Below are 13,853 nucleotides of genomic sequence, written 5' to 3'. Positions count from 1 at the left end.
TCGGTGGTGTATGTGGGGGCGCTTGACGCATTTTCAAAGGCCTTCTCCCTCGTCGCGGAGAACAAGAGAGTTTACGTTCTCGTCCTCGTGGCGTTCATTGCGGTTTCCCTCCTGAGCCTTCTCCTTCCATCTCAGGCCGGTGAACTCCCCATAAAGGAGCACTTCTCCTCAAACGTCATCTTCGAGGAGTACGGTACGACGCACACGTCTTCAACTGCCTTAATTCACGACCTGAAAGTTTCCCTGCTGGAGCTCTTTATAGCCGTGGTTGTGCTTTCCCTCGTTGAGTACAGCGTCGTTAAGGCCTACTTCCTCTCGCTTGAGGACGAGGAATACTCCCTTCTCGAACTTCTCACAGAAGCCGTGCCAAGGATTCCGGCGGTGATAGTGGTGAACATCCTCACGTACATAACGGCTCTTCTCGTTGCGGCAATACCCTTTGTACTCCTCCTCGTAGGCGCGGCCACTTTGAACCTTCCCATCGCGTTCCTTGGCCTGTTGCTGTTCTTTGCGATTCTCCCGGTAATCCTGACGTTCTTTGTCCTCGTTGTTCCCGCGTACGTTGAAACTGGAAGCATCGGGGCGTTCGTGGAGGCGTTGGGACTTACGTTTAGACGGCTCCCGAGCAGTTTTGGTTATGGCGTCCTCATAATACTCCTGGGCTTTGCTGTAGCAATAGCAATGACACCCATTATACTTCCCCTCATGATGACCACTGCGAACCCGGTGATAATTGACCTCGCTGGTGCCCCATTTGATGCATTTCTCGTTTGCTTCCTCTGGGCGGGAGGGGTTCTCCTCTACAGGGACTTCAAGGGGATTAAGGGAAGAAAAGAGGAGTTCCTTTACTGATACCTCTTCTTTTTCGCGGCCTCAACGAGTCCCCTGAAGACCGGTGCCGGGTTCATGGGCCTCGACTTGAACTCCGGGTGGAACTGAGTCGCTATGAAGTAGCTGTGCCCCGGCAACTCAAGTATCTCCATCCTCCTCTCGTCGTCGCCCGCTATTCCGCTGAAGATGAGACCGGCTTCCTCAAACTTCTCCACGTAGTCCGGGTTGACCTCCCAGCGGTGCCTGTGCCTTTCGTAGACTATCTCCCTGCCGTAGAGCCTCTTCGCGAGGGTGTTTGGCTTTATGTGAACCGGGTAAGCGCCGAGCCTCATCGTTCCGCCGAGCCTGTCGAGGTCCCTCTGCTCCGGCATCAGGTCAACAACAGGATACGGCGTCTGCGGGTCAATCTCCGTCGAGTGCGCCCCCTTGAGCCCGAGGACGTTCCTCGCGAACTCCACAACCGTCAGCTGGAAGCCAAAGCAGATTCCGAGGAACGGGATGTCGTTCTCCCTCGCGTAGCGTATCGCCATCATCTTGCCCTCGCTTCCGCGAGCGCCAAAGCCACCGGGGACGATTATACCGTCAACGCCCTCGAGGAGCTTAACGCCCTTCCTCTCGACGTCTTCGGCCTCAATCCACCTGATTTTGACCTTGACGTCGTTGGCAACGCTCGAGTGCTTCAGGGCTTCCTTAATGCTCAGGTAAGAGTCTGCCAGCTTGACGTACTTCCCAACGATTGCAATCTCGACCTCTTTATTAAGGCCCTTGTACTTATCCACCATCTCGCGCCACTTCTCGAGCTCCGGTTCCCTTTCGGGAAGGCCGAGCCTCCTGACGAGGTACCTCGCGAGTCCCTCCTTCTCAAGCATTAAAGGCACTTCGTAGGTGTCCTCGACGTCGTAGGCACTAATTACCGCCTCCTCGGGGACGTTGGTGAAGAGGCTTATCTTCCTCCTCGCGCTCTCCTCAAGGGGCTCCTCGGAGCGGGCAACTATCGCATCGGGCTGGATCCCGAGGGAGCGCAGTTCTTTAACGCTGTGCTGGGTGGGCTTTGTCTTCTGCTCACCAACCACCTTGAGCTTGGGAACGTACGTAACGTGGACGAAGGCGACGTTCTCCCTTCCCTCCTCAAGTTGCATCTGCCTCGCGGCCTCGAGGAAGGGCATCCCCTCGATGTCTCCAACCGTTCCGCCAATTTCAATGATAACGACGTCGTAGTCCCTCGCGATTCTCCTTATGCGCTCCTTTATCTCGTTGGTGATGTGCGGAATCACCTGGACGGTCGCGCCGAGGTATTCGCCCTTCCGCTCCTTCTCGATGACGGCAGAGTACACCTTGCCCGTGGTTATGTTGTGGTCGAAGCTCAGGCTCGTGTCTAAGAAGCGCTCGTAGTTTCCGAGGTCGAGGTCAACCTCACCGCCGTCGTCGAGGACGAAAACCTCGCCGTGCTGGTAGGGGTTCATCGTTCCTGCGTCGTAGTTGAGGTAGGGGTCGATCTTGATGTTCGTCGTTCTAAAACCGCGAGCCTTCATGAGCATGCCGAGAGAAGCGCTGGTGATTCCTTTCCCGAGACCGCTGACGACACCACCCGTAACAAAGATGAACTTCGTCATGGCAAAACCTCCAGAGGTTATGTGGGGCTTTGATGGGAGGGTGTTTAAAAAATTAACCGTCAAAGCTCGGCCTCGATGCCGTCTTCCTCGTCCTCCTCAAGCTCCCGAATCTCGTAGACCTTGAGGGGGACCTTCTTGAGGGCCTTGCCGACGACGGCCTTGGCTATCCTCTCGGCGTGCTCTATCGTCTGGGCGTTGTAGACCTTGAGCGTTAGATACATGCCGACGAGGCCGACGTTTCCGATTACGAAGGCGCTCTCGAAGTGCGCCCCGCAGACGGGACACTGGGAGTAGCCGAGCTCAACGCGGACGAAATCGAGCTTCTCCCTGTTGAGTGCCTTCGTTACCTTGCTCACCGCCACGTTTATCGCGTCCTCGCTCGTCTCAACGTCCCTCACGATGATAGGCGCCTCGAGAACCACCAGATAGTCTCCCATCTCGCTCACCTCACCCGAATGCGAAAAGCCTGTCGTCTTCACCCTTAAACACGCCGAGCCTCACGCCGGCATCTATGAAGCCGTGCGCGTAGTTCAGAGCGGCGAAGGCGGTAACGTAGTCGCCCTTCTTGTAGTAGTACCTTGCGTCCTCAAAATAGCTCTTTGCCATCGTTAGAAAGTCCATCGCAACCGCGTGGAGAAGGCTCTTCTCGTGAACGGCTACCTCAAGTCGCTTGAGGGCCTCTTCGGTGATTCTAAAATACTTCTGGAGCTTCTCATCGGTTACCTCGCGCTCCACACCGCTCGCCTCGGTCGTGCTTTGAAAGTCCTCTTATAAACCTTACCTCAAAACTTTGCTGGGCAAAGTTTTATCAAAGTTTGTAGCTTCTTCTAAAGCGCTAAGTTTTGAGTGATTTTCTAATCACCTAGCTCTTTTGAGAGGGAAAACTTTTCAGTTTGCTCCTTTACTGTGGGTTTACCTTTAAATCGACGCCCGACGGGCGTCAAGAAAGAAGTAAACCCCTTGGAAAGGCTTTTTTGGTGTGTTCTCCTTTTGAAAAGTGCAATTTTGCAAGCAAAATCTGCTCTACTTGAGCCTTGGATTGGGAGCTACTAACTTTTGGTGAAGCTTTTCCCAAAAGCTACAATCACAAACCTTGGTCAAACTCTGCGGGACTATCGTCCCTCGCGTCGAGCAAAGCTCGACGTCGCGCAGGCGAACAAGCTTTAACAAAGCTTGACCAAACAAGTGCCCTTCTCACCAACGAGCAAAAAGTTAGTCGTGCACTCTCAAAATGGAGAGTTCAACGCGAGTTTAACATTAAAGGAACCCCGTGGGGTAGTTTCAGTTTATTTTTGGCGTCCTCCGGACGCCGTTTGGGGAGTGAAACCCTTTTGAAAGAGCAATTCCAAAAGAAACTCCCTCATAATTGCTAAATCTTGGAACACGCACCCACTCTTCCGCCAGTGCTGAAACTTTGCGAAGGCAAAGTTTCATCAAAGTTTGTAATTCCTCTATCAAGGGCTTCTTTTTGAGTGTTTGCGCCTTAATTGCTTTTGTGGGTTGTGAATTCCTTAATTTTGGAAGCTTTCTCACACGGGTTTACATTTTCCCGCGCTCCAAAGGAGCGCCTCCTAAAGAAACCCCTTCCAGAGGGTTCCTTGAAGAGAATTCTTTGAGAGCACTGCCATCTGATAGTACAAACTTCTTAGAGTTGCGTTTTTAGAAAAGAATCACCGACCTTGGTCAAACTTCGCGCAGGCGAAGTTTGCAAGGGGGGCAGTAGGGGCTGTCGCCCCCCTGGGGGTCCCGACGTCATCGCAACCCCGTACTCGTCGGGCAGGGGGAGTAGGGCAAAGGTCTTATAACCTTCACTCCAACCGAGAACGGTGCGAAACATGGGTGGAACAGTGAGCAAGATAATCCGCTTCCGCGATGAAGAGGAGTTCATAGAGGATATAGACTTCGCCCTGGAGCGCTTTTCCTATCTGGCGAGCAAGTACGGCCACAACCCGGTTGGCGGAATCGTCCTCTGGGACAGCATAGCGGTTAGAGACGACGAGGGGATAAAGCTCTTCCGCGTCGGCGAGTTCCCATACTTCGAGGGGACTCTAAAGCTTGACCTCGAAACGCTCCGCGTTATGGAGCGCTACTTCGACGAGCTTGAGAGCAGGTGGGACGAGCTCACCGTCGAGGAGATAAACTACTTCGTCGAGATGCTCAACGAAGCTTTAGGTGAGGAGAGGGTTTACTACGACGCCTACTCGCTTGGCCTCGACCGGAACACCGCCTACATAATCCTTGATTTGGTTGCGCTCAACTACCTTGAGGGCGTTCTCGACGGGAGGGACAGGGAAATCTTTGAGGAGGCCGTTGAAGTTCTGCTCAAGTACATCTAAGCGGTTGATGAATTATTTAATCGCAGAATTACATAATTCCTTGATTGAACAATCATGGGGTGATGTCGGTGCTCTTTAAGAAGAAAGGTGTCTTTACTGAGGACGACGCGAGGAAGGTAATTGAGGAGATGAGCAAACATCCGGAAGAGAAGGAGCTCATAGTGATGGCCGAAGCTGTTACGGCAGAGGCGAAAAGGCGCCTCTGGGACTACGCGAGGGCAGTAAAGCTGATGGCAGACATGACCGGTGATGAAAGGGAGGTTCGCGTTGAAATCCTCGAGGGCTACGTGAGCGAGAAGGTTAAGGGGATTGAGCTTTAGGTCCAACGGGAACCTCGTACACGTATCCCCTCCATTTTTTGAAGTCGTTAATTGCCAGAATAAGGTTGTCTCCCCAGCACGCCCCCCGAACGTGCGACATATAGTCTGTGGGAGGCTTACCCTCCACATTGAATATCCCGTGGATTTCATCGGCTGTGAGCAGGTAGACGTAGGTTTTCCATGAGGAATCCGAGTACTCAATGACGGTTAACGCCAAACTGTGACCGCACCTGAAAAACGTTCCGGGCCCCGAAACAAAACTTGGAGAGTACAAACTCCGGAGGAGGGTTCCGTTGAGACTGTAAACCTTAACGAAGCTGTTCGCCGTTTCTGAGACGTAAATCTTCCCCTCCCAGATGGCAACGTCCCACGGACAGCCGGAGGAAGGCCTGTGCCAGACGATTGAGCCGTTTTTAATGAGGTAGACTCCTTTCCCACAGTCCACGTAGGCAACGTAGGTCCCGTTAGACGTTTTGAAAACGGCCAGACCTCTGGGCGCGCTCCAGCGGGTGGTATTGGAGATGACAACAGTCCAGCCGTTTCCTTCAAAGGGAACCTCCATTATACGGGTCGTCCCATTCTCGTCCTCCACCGCCATGTAGAGAGCCGAGTCGATAGTCCGTACAATGACCGCGAGAGGCGATGAGTTCATCTCAAGATAACGCACGAGACTTCCGTTGGTCGAAAAAACCCAGACTTTGAGGGATTCGCCCCAGGTGTAAGCGACCACGTGCTTGGAATCTGGGGTGAAGAGAACGCGGGAGTAGGAATCCTCGGACTGATTGAGAGGAACCTTCCACAGGAGTTTTCTTGATGGATTGTATAATCTCAGGTTCCTGTCGGTCAGGACTGCAATGTACCTCCCGTCCGGTGCAACAGAAACCCCTTCGACCGACTCATATACCACGAGAAAGTCAGGAGTTCCAAACTTCAACGTCCACAGTCTTTGACCGTCCGCCGAGTAAACGGCCAGAAAACCAGTGGGAGAAGCGTATTTGGGCACTTCAACAACGGCGACGCCCCCGTTCGGAAAAACAGAGACGTCTCTCACGGTGTCATTGGGGCTCAGAAACGGCTTGGGTGTGCTGGGAAACAGCTGGGAGTAGGCATCAATCGCGATGAAAACGGCGAAGGCAACTATCACCACAACGAAAGGGGAGGCTAGCCTCCTCATTTCCAATCCCTTCTCAATCCTTCTCAATGAAGTAGTATAACACTTTTCATTTAAAAGAGTTTCCAAACCCTTAAAACCCCGTGCGGGTATTTCACCCTATGAGACTCATAATGGCCGAGGTCTTCAACAGCTGGCAGGGCGAAGGGGGGAGCGTTCCGGGGAGTGCTTTCGGGAGGAGGCAGATTTTTGTTAGATTTGCGGGCTGCGACCTTAATTGTGTTTGGTGCGACTCAAAGGAATTTATCGACGCCTCTCGCGTTTCGCGGTGGCGCTACGAGGTTGAACCGTTCACCGGAAGGTTCGAGTACAGGCCGAATCCCGCGGAGCTTGAGGGGGTCGTTGAGGCAATTCTCCGCCTCGACACGGGTGATATACACTCGATAAGCTACACTGGGGGAGAACCTACCCTTCAGGTGAAGCCCCTGAAGGCCCTCATGGGAAAGATGAAGGAGCTCGGCTTCGACAACTTCCTCGAAACACACGGCGGACTCCCAGAGCTCATAAGAGAGGTCGCCCCACTCACCGACTATGCGAGCGTTGACATAAAGGACGAGACCGCTAAAGCGACCGAGGACTGGCGCTCATTGGTTCTCCGCGAGGTTGAGAGCATTAGGATTCTGAAGGAAGCGGGGGTTAAAGTTTACGCCAAGCTCGTGGTCACTTCGGAGACAAAGACTGAGAACGTCCGCTGGTACGCCGAGCTTCTGAAGGACCTTTCCCCACTCGTAATCCAGCCAAGGGAGCCGATTGAGATTAGCCAAGCGAGGCTGATGGAGCTCTACCGCGAGGCCTCGCTCATCATGGGGCGGAAGAACGTTGGACTGAGCTTTCAGGTTCACAAGTACCTCAACGTTCTCTGAGGCGGATGAGCAGGATGAGGAGGACCATTAGCCCGGGCCCGCAGATTGATTTCTCCTCTTTTCCCCTCTCTGAGGTTGACCCTGTTGTGTTCTCTGGTGGAACTGTGGACGTTGTTGAGTTCGTGGGTGTTATCTTTTCCTTCGACACCTCTTTGTAATCGACGAGTTCAGGATAAATCGTGAATTTTTCGCCCACGCGGAAGAGGCCGTAAACTGTGCCGTTGTCACGGAAGGCGTATGCCGGCCAGAGTGAGCAGGTTGGGAGTATTCTTTTTCCAACTTTCGCGTATCCAGAGGGGAGCCCGTAAAAACTGACCGAATATCGCGCGGGATAAACGAACACCCCACCCTTAACCGGAACGTATTCCAAGAGCGGGGTCGAGAGGAAGTACTTGGAGTAATGGGAGACGTTGGAAAGCCTGGTTCCCTTTGTTGAAGCCATCATCATTCTCTTCCAGGTTTCATAAGGCACGGAACCTGCTTTGACCCACTCCCTCTTTTCGGGCATGAGGCGTATCAGCGCGACGTCTTTCAAGCCCTTCATCCAGACGCCCAGGTAGGGAGTTCCGTTCACAAAGGCCACGCCGAGGTGGAAGATTCTCTCATTGGCACCACCGAAATAGAAGGCGGGGTTGCCGTAGTCGTCCTCCTCCGGCGGGTCGAAGGTTCTCAGTATGGAACTCAGGTTTACCTGGAAAAGCCTGCCGTCGTAGCCGAAGAGGAGAACGTAGTGTATGTCCGCCGGAACGTTGGGGCCACCGGGGATGAGGATACCGCTGGCGGACAGGTCCAGGAGGAAGAGGGCAAAGGTGCCGTTCGTGAACCCACTGACGTCGATGCTGACATTATGAGGAGCGACGTAGACGTAGGAGTAATTCCTCCCTCCCGTGAGCTCAACGGGTGGTTTCACCGGCCTGGGGAGTTCAAGGTTCGGTAGGGAGCAGGCGTAGTAGTAGCCTCCCCACTCTCCTTCCCTTCTCTCCGTTTTGAGCTTTAACACGGGCTCCATGCTCCCGTTGCGGTAGACGAGAATAAGCAGCGGGGCGCTCGGAGTTGAGCCGTTGAAAACCAGGGGTATTATCGGGGAGACGTAGTTCCCCGTCGCGCGAAATTCCTCGGGTATGAATTTAGTGCAGTCCACGAGCTCAGCCTGAGGAAAGTAGACGTAGATTGTTCCCTTGTAAACGAAGCCCCTCATTCTCGAAACGACGTCTGCCGTGCCGTTAAACTTCGCCAGGAGCGGTTTGAGGTCCGGGGAATAAGTGTTGTTTTGAGTAAACGTTCCGGTGATGTTGAGGACCGAGAGGTACGTTTTGAGAACGCCGAACGGGAATGAGACGTTTAATCCCTCCAGCTCCACGACCGACCCGTTCAGGAGCTTTAGGGGATAGGTCTTCAGCGGAACTCCATCAACACCGCCGAGCCTGCCGACAGCGCTTCCGTTCTCGAGGGTGTAGTGAACCCTGAAGTCAAGGGCTTCGGCGTCCAGACACTGAAGCCTGTCGGTTAGGCTTGAAATAGGACACATTCCCTCGGGCCACTGGTAGAAGTAGTAAACGTCCAGCTCGAAGGTGAGGGTGCCGTTGACGATGTAGGGCGTTGTGGCGAAGAGAACCGGGTCCGGCAGTTCGACCTCCGGCGGACAGGTTCCCTTTCCCAAAACCTGATGAGTGTGATACATTAGAGAAGCTATCAGCAGAATTATTAGGGCAATGCCCTTCATTTTTGCCATCTTACTCACCATAGTTGTTTCTCACCAAACGTTTAAAAGCTTTTGGTCAACCTTCTCTGGCGATGATGACATTGGCCTTTGGGGTAACCGATGCCCGGAAAACCCACCTGAGCCGTCCGTCAAATTTTTAAATCCTCCCTCTTTTAGTTACCTCCGGAAAGATTAAGGGGGTGAGACCTTGCCGGCTGTCATAGAAGAGGTCGCCAAGGTTTCATTCGAGAGGGTTGGAATGCACTCCCACATAAAGGGCCTGGGCCTCGACGAGAACGGAAGGGCCAAGTTCATCGCCGATGGCATGGTCGGTCAGGTTAAGGCGAGGGAAGCGGCCGGAATTGCGGTCGAGCTCATAAAGCGCGGGAAGCTCGCCGGCAAGGGAATCCTCCTCGTCGGCCCGACCGGGAGCGGTAAAACGGCGATAGCGATGGGTATAGCGAGGGAACTCGGTGAGGACGTTCCCTTCGTCCAGATAGCGGGAAGCGAGATTTACTCGGCCGAGGTCAACAAGACGGAGTTCCTCAAGCAGGCCATGAGGCGGGCGATAGGCGTTAGAATCAGCGAGGAGAGGAAGGTCTACGAGGGCGAGGTCAAGAAGATTGAGATAAGGCGCACGAGGCACCCCTTCAACCCCTACGTCGAGATTCCGGAGAGCGTCATCATAACCCTCCGCACGAGGGACGACGAGAAGACGATAAGGGCCGGCAGGGAGATAGCCTACCAGCTCATGGAGCTCGGCGTTGAGGAAGGCGACGTCATACAGATTGACGCCGAAACGGGCAAGGTTTCGAAGGTCGGAACGACGAAGGAGGAAGAGGGGCTCTTCTTCAAGCGCAAGGTCAGCCTTCCGAGCGGGCCCGTGCTCAAGATAAAGGAGTTCACCTACACCGTCACGCTCCATGACCTTGACGTTGCCAACGCCCGCGGAAACATCTTCGGCCTGCTCTTCAGCACAGGGGCGGAGATAAGCGACGACGTCAGGAGGCGCGTTGACGAGACGGTTAAGGGCTGGATTGAAGAGGGAAGGGCGACTCTCGTTCCGGGAGTGCTCTTCATAGACGAGGTTCACATGCTCGACATCGAGGCCTTCTCGTTCCTCGCGAGGGCGATGGAGGGCGAGCTCGCGCCGATTCTCATCCTGGCCACCAACAGGGGAAGGACGAAGATTAGAGGCACCGACATCGAGGCACCGCACGGAATCCCAGTTGACATGCTCGACAGGTTGCTCATAATCAACACCGAACCTTACAAGAAAGAGGAAATCAGAGAGATAGTCAAGATTCGCGCGAGGGAGGAGAAGATTGAGGTGAGCAAGGAGGCCATAGAGTACCTCGCGGAGCTCGGTGAGAAGACCAGCCTGCGCTACGCCGTCCAGCTTCTCGCGCCGGCGAGCGTTCTGGCCAAGGGCGGAAGGGTCGAGAGGGAGCACGTCGAGAAGGCCAAGGAGTACTTCGCCGACCTCAGGAGGAGCATCGAGTTCGTCGAGAAGCTCGAGGGAATGCTGAGCTGAGTTCCTCTTTTCTTTGGTTCCCTCGGGTAACACTTTTAAGCTTTAATTCTTTAACACTCACGGTGGGAGTATGGACAAAACAAACGCCATTGTTCTTGTTCTGATTCTCCTCGGGGCACTCGTTAGCGGGTGCATCTCAACCCCGGGAATAACCCAAACCCAGACCTACGATACCGGAAACGTCCCAACATCTTCTTCTCCCGGGATTCAAACCGGCGGAAGCTCGTCCTTCACGAGCGCCGTTGGAAGCGCGGAGATAAACGGAACATTTTCTGGCTGGCTGACGGCCCCGATGGCGTACTTCGATGAGGTTGAGCGCTTTCTGAACTCGACCAACGTCACCCTCTACGCTTTCACAGCTGAAGTTGAGGGAAACATGAACGCGAGCATAACGGTCTACGTTCTCAAGCTCGTTCCAGCGTTCGTTCCGAAGGACGTCAACGTAAGCATCAACGGGCGGGAAATCAAAGGGGCTACGTGCGTTGCCTACTCTGACCCCCTTCCGGTTTCAATCTCAAGAAAAGAAGGAAACGGGCTCGTCGGAACAACGGCTTACCTCACCGTTCATCCAGAGGGGAACATTACCCTCACTGCGAGGGTCAGTGCCAGTGAGCTGAACAACGTCACCGAAAGGACCCTGCTCCAGGTGGGAGACATGAAGTTCGTGGTTCGGGTTCTCAAACCCAATGACTATGTCTTCACGGTCCTCTGCAACGGCACGAACGTCTCTTCAGGCAGACTGACGTTGGGGTGAGAGGATGAGGGAGTTCGCTACCCCTATTTCTTCTTACCGGCATCGGTGGAAATTATATGAAAGAGCTCTGCGTCAGCCAATGACCTGTGTCACTGTTCGTTCACAAAAGGTATTTATTCGAAGTTGAATATGCTTAATCAGTGGTGAAAATGAGCGAGGTCATAGTTTCGAAGAGAGACATACTCCTTCATGAGAAGCTCAGGATACTCTCTGAGATTGCCCCGATAAAGGAGAAACTCCGGCTGTTTGAAGAGAAATACGGAATGACGCTCGAGGAGTTTGAGCGGAGGTTAAAGAGCTCGGGGGAGTCCTTTGAGGAGTGGGACGACTACATCGAGTGGAAGGCTTACCTAAAGAAACTAAAGGAGCTCGAAAGCAGACTGAAGGAGATTGAAAATGCTCAGAGAGTTAGAGTTGCTTGAGGGTAGCCCGGTCGTCAGGGAGTACGAGGTTCTTGATTATAAGGAAGGCAGGGATTTCTATTTCCTGAAAATCAAAGCGGAATTAACGGACGGAAGCGTTCTTTACATCAGAGAGTTCGTTTCCGAGAATGAGTACAGCTATTCTTTTCAGTGGCAGAAAAACGGAAATCTGCTAATTCGCTGGGATGACGCACCGCATCACAGGCACCTGGAGACATTTCCACATCATAAGCACGTCGGTTCCAAGGACAACGTTCAGCCCTCGAATGAGGTGTCGCTTGAAGACGTCCTAAAAACCATTGAGGAAAAATTGAAAGCATAGCCGAATTGGGTAACTATTCACGCGGTTCACCCCATAATCTTCGCCAGTTCCCTGCTCAGCTTGAGGTGGAAGGTGAACTCGTTGTAAACCCGGTCCTCCCGCTCGAAGACGAGCTTGAGCTCATCGAGGTTCGCCTTGCCCCCGAACTCGCCGAAGACGAGGATTCCGTTGAGTTCTATCACGCCGAAGACGGCCGAGAGGTTAAAGAGGAGCGTCCTGAGCTGGTAAGCCGAGACTTCGTGTCTTCCGAGCTCCTCCCGCGGATATTTGAAGAGGAAGTACTCAAGCCCCTCCATCTCCGCCACGTCGGTTATCGCTATGTCCGCCGTCAGGAAGACGAGCAGGGTGGGCGTCATTCTGTCGTACCTCTTGAGGGACTTGACGATAATCTCGTCGTTGTTGTGGGCCGGCTCGCTCACGCTCTCGGCGATGATTATCCTTGGCTTCAGCCTCTCGAACTCCTTGAGGGCTATGTAGGCCGCTTTCCGGCTCCTCTTCGTCCGCCTGTTGCTGAACTCCCTCAGGAGGTGGGCGTTGAGAACCTCGCGTGAAATCTCCTCAAGCTGTTTGTGCCTGTACTTGTAGTTCATCGCGTCCTCGATTTCCTTCTTGACGCCCTCGGCGACGACTATCTGGTAGCCATCGAGCGGTCTGTAGGAGGAGATGAAGCGGTGGTAGAAGAGGTTCGTATCGGGCGCGAATGCAACGCCTTTCTTCAGCCTCTCGTAGAGCTCCAGGGTCTTCTCGAATTCGTCGAGGTTGTCGTAGCGGAGGATTCCGGCGGAGATGAAGCACTCGTAGAAGTCGCTCCACGTCGGCAGTTCTGAGGAGAGCCTTGGCGGAACGCGGGCGTTGAAGGTCTTCCTGTCCGTCAGGACTTCGAGGCGGTAGCCCCTCTCGCTCGGCTCCGCCCGGAGGAGAGGAAGGCCGTAGAGCGGGTAACTCACCCGTAGCTCGCCCCTCTCGGCGAGGACGTTCATGAGGACCTGCAGTTCTGGCTTCACTATGACCTCAGCGGGCTTCATCTCCATCCCCCAAGAAGTTCTTGATGGGTTGCATGTGGGTTGGAATCATCATGTAGGGCCTGTCCGGGAAGTCCATGTCAAGCAGGCCCATGTAGACTATGAACGACACCGGGAACTCGCGAATCTGAACTATCGCGGCCGCGACCAGGGCTTTCCTGCCGGAGGTTATGTCGAGGCCTATCTTGTAACCCTCGCGTTCGAGCTTCGAGAAGAGCTCCTTGAACTTCCTGTCAGCCTCGAAGAAGCCGTAGTCCTTAATTACCACGGTCTCAATCCTCGGTCTGAGGTTGTAGGCTTTGGATATGGTCTCTATGGCCTTCACAACCTTTGGAAGGAGGTTCCGGTAGCGCTCCTCAGTGAATACGTAGACCCGCCGGATTTCCCGCTTTCCCTTGCCCTCCTTCAGGATTTTGTAGTAGGTGTTCACGACCGCCCAGGGCGAGCGACCGAGCAGGGTAACGTAGGCTATGGGTGCCATGTTCATCACTTCACCAGTATCATTCCGTAAAGGGCGCTCTCTGAAAAGTCTATTTGAACCAGCGAGCTGATTTCAATCCCAATGGCGTCGAGGCTCGGCCGGACTTTAGTCGGCATTCTACAGGGCTCACCGCGCTCGAAGGGGCAGTCCGTGCAGAGGTTGCAGTTGCCGGGGAAGAGGGCCATCGCGTAGAGCTTTCCCTCCTTAAAGAGCTCCCCTTCGCGCTTGAGCAGGTAGAGGATTGCCTCCCGTTTCTCCTCCTCGAAGCGCTCCATGTCGATTTCGAACTTTACGAGGATGGCCCTGCTGAAGTGGCTCACCCACTCCTTTGCCTCCCTCCAGTCCGGAACGTGGGGAGGACAGCTCGGCCTCTTCCCGTACATCGGGCAGGTTCGACACTTCCAGACCGGCCTTGGCGAGACGACGATTTCCTCGGCCGGTATCTCCTTCTCCCAGAGCACGCGCATGGTATGTTAAACGCC

General features: G+C 54.2%; 17 protein-coding genes. 8 read left to right on the top strand and 9 right to left on the bottom strand.

The window, feature by feature from the left end:
- Window positions 1-3 precede the first annotated feature (3 nt).
- A complete protein-coding gene (locus ACYQ04_RS05955) occupies window positions 4-852 on the top strand; it encodes a hypothetical protein (protein ID WP_460128085.1) in 849 nt (282 codons plus the stop codon).
- Here ACYQ04_RS05955 and pyrG read toward each other — a convergent pair.
- The 4 genes from pyrG to ACYQ04_RS05935 form a co-directional block, all read right to left on the bottom strand.
- A complete protein-coding gene (gene pyrG / locus ACYQ04_RS05950) occupies window positions 846-2,444 on the bottom strand; it encodes a glutamine hydrolyzing CTP synthase (protein WP_460128084.1) in 1,599 nt (532 codons plus the stop codon). The genes ACYQ04_RS05955 and pyrG overlap by 7 nt on opposite strands.
- Before the next feature lie 59 nt (window positions 2,445-2,503).
- Window positions 2,504-2,881 (bottom strand): DUF555 domain-containing protein, encoded by a 378-nt coding sequence (locus ACYQ04_RS05945; RefSeq protein ID WP_042689311.1) that lies wholly within the window; start codon window positions 2,879-2,881, stop codon window positions 2,504-2,506.
- A 10-nt stretch (window positions 2,882-2,891) separates the two neighbouring features.
- Window positions 2,892-3,179, bottom strand: a complete 288-nt coding sequence (locus tag ACYQ04_RS05940; RefSeq protein WP_460128082.1) for a DUF357 domain-containing protein — start codon at window positions 3,177-3,179, stop codon at window positions 2,892-2,894.
- 546 nt (window positions 3,180-3,725) lie between these two features.
- A complete protein-coding gene (locus ACYQ04_RS05935) occupies window positions 3,726-3,977 on the bottom strand; it encodes a hypothetical protein (RefSeq protein ID WP_460128080.1) in 252 nt (83 codons plus the stop codon).
- Between the two features lie 302 nt (window positions 3,978-4,279).
- Between ACYQ04_RS05935 and ACYQ04_RS05930 the strand changes: the two genes are divergently transcribed.
- Window positions 4,280-4,780: a hypothetical protein gene (locus ACYQ04_RS05930; protein ID WP_460128078.1), complete on the top strand. Its 501-nt coding sequence runs from the start codon at window positions 4,280-4,282 to the stop codon at window positions 4,778-4,780.
- A 68-nt stretch (window positions 4,781-4,848) separates the two neighbouring features.
- Window positions 4,849-5,100 carry a hypothetical protein gene (locus tag ACYQ04_RS05925; RefSeq protein WP_460129951.1) on the top strand — a complete coding sequence of 84 codons (252 nt, stop codon included), beginning with the start codon at window positions 4,849-4,851 and terminating at the stop codon, window positions 5,098-5,100.
- Here ACYQ04_RS05925 and ACYQ04_RS05920 read toward each other — a convergent pair.
- Window positions 5,081-6,301: a WD40 repeat domain-containing protein gene (locus ACYQ04_RS05920; RefSeq protein ID WP_460128075.1), complete on the bottom strand. Its 1,221-nt coding sequence runs from the start codon at window positions 6,299-6,301 to the stop codon at window positions 5,081-5,083. The two genes, ACYQ04_RS05925 and ACYQ04_RS05920, sit on opposite strands and share 20 nt — an antisense overlap.
- Before the next feature lie 71 nt (window positions 6,302-6,372).
- Here ACYQ04_RS05920 and ACYQ04_RS05915 point away from each other — a divergent pair, with 71 nt between their 5' ends.
- A complete protein-coding gene (locus tag ACYQ04_RS05915) occupies window positions 6,373-7,134 on the top strand; it encodes a 7-carboxy-7-deazaguanine synthase QueE (RefSeq protein WP_460128072.1) in 762 nt (253 codons plus the stop codon).
- Here the strand turns inward: ACYQ04_RS05915 and ACYQ04_RS05910 are convergent.
- On the bottom strand, window positions 7,121-8,875 hold the full coding sequence (locus tag ACYQ04_RS05910; RefSeq protein WP_460128070.1) for a hypothetical protein: 1,755 nt from the start codon (window positions 8,873-8,875) through the stop codon (window positions 7,121-7,123). The two genes, ACYQ04_RS05915 and ACYQ04_RS05910, sit on opposite strands and share 14 nt — an antisense overlap.
- Before the next feature lie 220 nt (window positions 8,876-9,095).
- On the opposite strand from ACYQ04_RS05910, the gene ACYQ04_RS05905 reads away from it, so the two are divergent.
- From ACYQ04_RS05905 to ACYQ04_RS05890, 4 genes are all read left to right on the top strand, one after another.
- Complete coding sequence (locus ACYQ04_RS05905; protein WP_460129949.1) at window positions 9,096-10,370, top strand: RuvB-like domain-containing protein; 1,275 nt, start codon at window positions 9,096-9,098, stop codon at window positions 10,368-10,370.
- 70 nt (window positions 10,371-10,440) lie between these two features.
- Window positions 10,441-11,124 carry a hypothetical protein gene (locus tag ACYQ04_RS05900; protein WP_460128068.1) on the top strand — a complete coding sequence of 228 codons (684 nt, stop codon included), beginning with the start codon at window positions 10,441-10,443 and terminating at the stop codon, window positions 11,122-11,124.
- Window positions 11,125-11,273: 149 nt separating this feature from the next.
- The gene (locus ACYQ04_RS05895; RefSeq protein ID WP_460129947.1) at window positions 11,274-11,546 is read left to right on the top strand and encodes a hypothetical protein; all 273 of its coding nucleotides are present in this window, start codon (window positions 11,274-11,276) and stop codon (window positions 11,544-11,546) included.
- Window positions 11,521-11,868, top strand: coding sequence for a toxin-antitoxin system TumE family protein (locus ACYQ04_RS05890; protein ID WP_460128065.1), 348 nt, complete (start codon window positions 11,521-11,523; stop codon window positions 11,866-11,868). Before ACYQ04_RS05895 ends, ACYQ04_RS05890 begins: the two co-directional genes overlap by 26 nt.
- A 26-nt stretch (window positions 11,869-11,894) precedes the next feature.
- Here ACYQ04_RS05890 and ACYQ04_RS05885 read toward each other — a convergent pair whose 3' ends face one another.
- The 3 genes from ACYQ04_RS05885 to ACYQ04_RS05875 are packed head-to-tail and all read right to left on the bottom strand — an operon-like array spanning window position 11,895 to window position 13,838.
- Window positions 11,895-12,893, bottom strand: coding sequence for a PIN domain-containing protein (locus ACYQ04_RS05885; RefSeq protein WP_460129945.1), 999 nt, complete (start codon window positions 12,891-12,893; stop codon window positions 11,895-11,897).
- Window positions 12,880-13,377: a hypothetical protein gene (locus ACYQ04_RS05880; protein ID WP_460128063.1), complete on the bottom strand. Its 498-nt coding sequence runs from the start codon at window positions 13,375-13,377 to the stop codon at window positions 12,880-12,882. The genes ACYQ04_RS05885 and ACYQ04_RS05880 overlap by 14 nt, the downstream gene beginning before the upstream one ends.
- Complete coding sequence (locus ACYQ04_RS05875) at window positions 13,377-13,838, bottom strand: DUF2284 domain-containing protein (RefSeq protein ID WP_460128062.1); 462 nt, start codon at window positions 13,836-13,838, stop codon at window positions 13,377-13,379. Before ACYQ04_RS05875 ends, ACYQ04_RS05880 begins: the two co-directional genes overlap by 1 nt.
- Window positions 13,839-13,853: the final 15 nt, after the last annotated feature.

This window comes from Thermococcus prieurii (assembly GCF_054657655.1).
The sequence above is the reverse complement of the archived record's forward strand: the minus strand, read 5'-3'. Positions and strand labels throughout refer to the sequence as shown.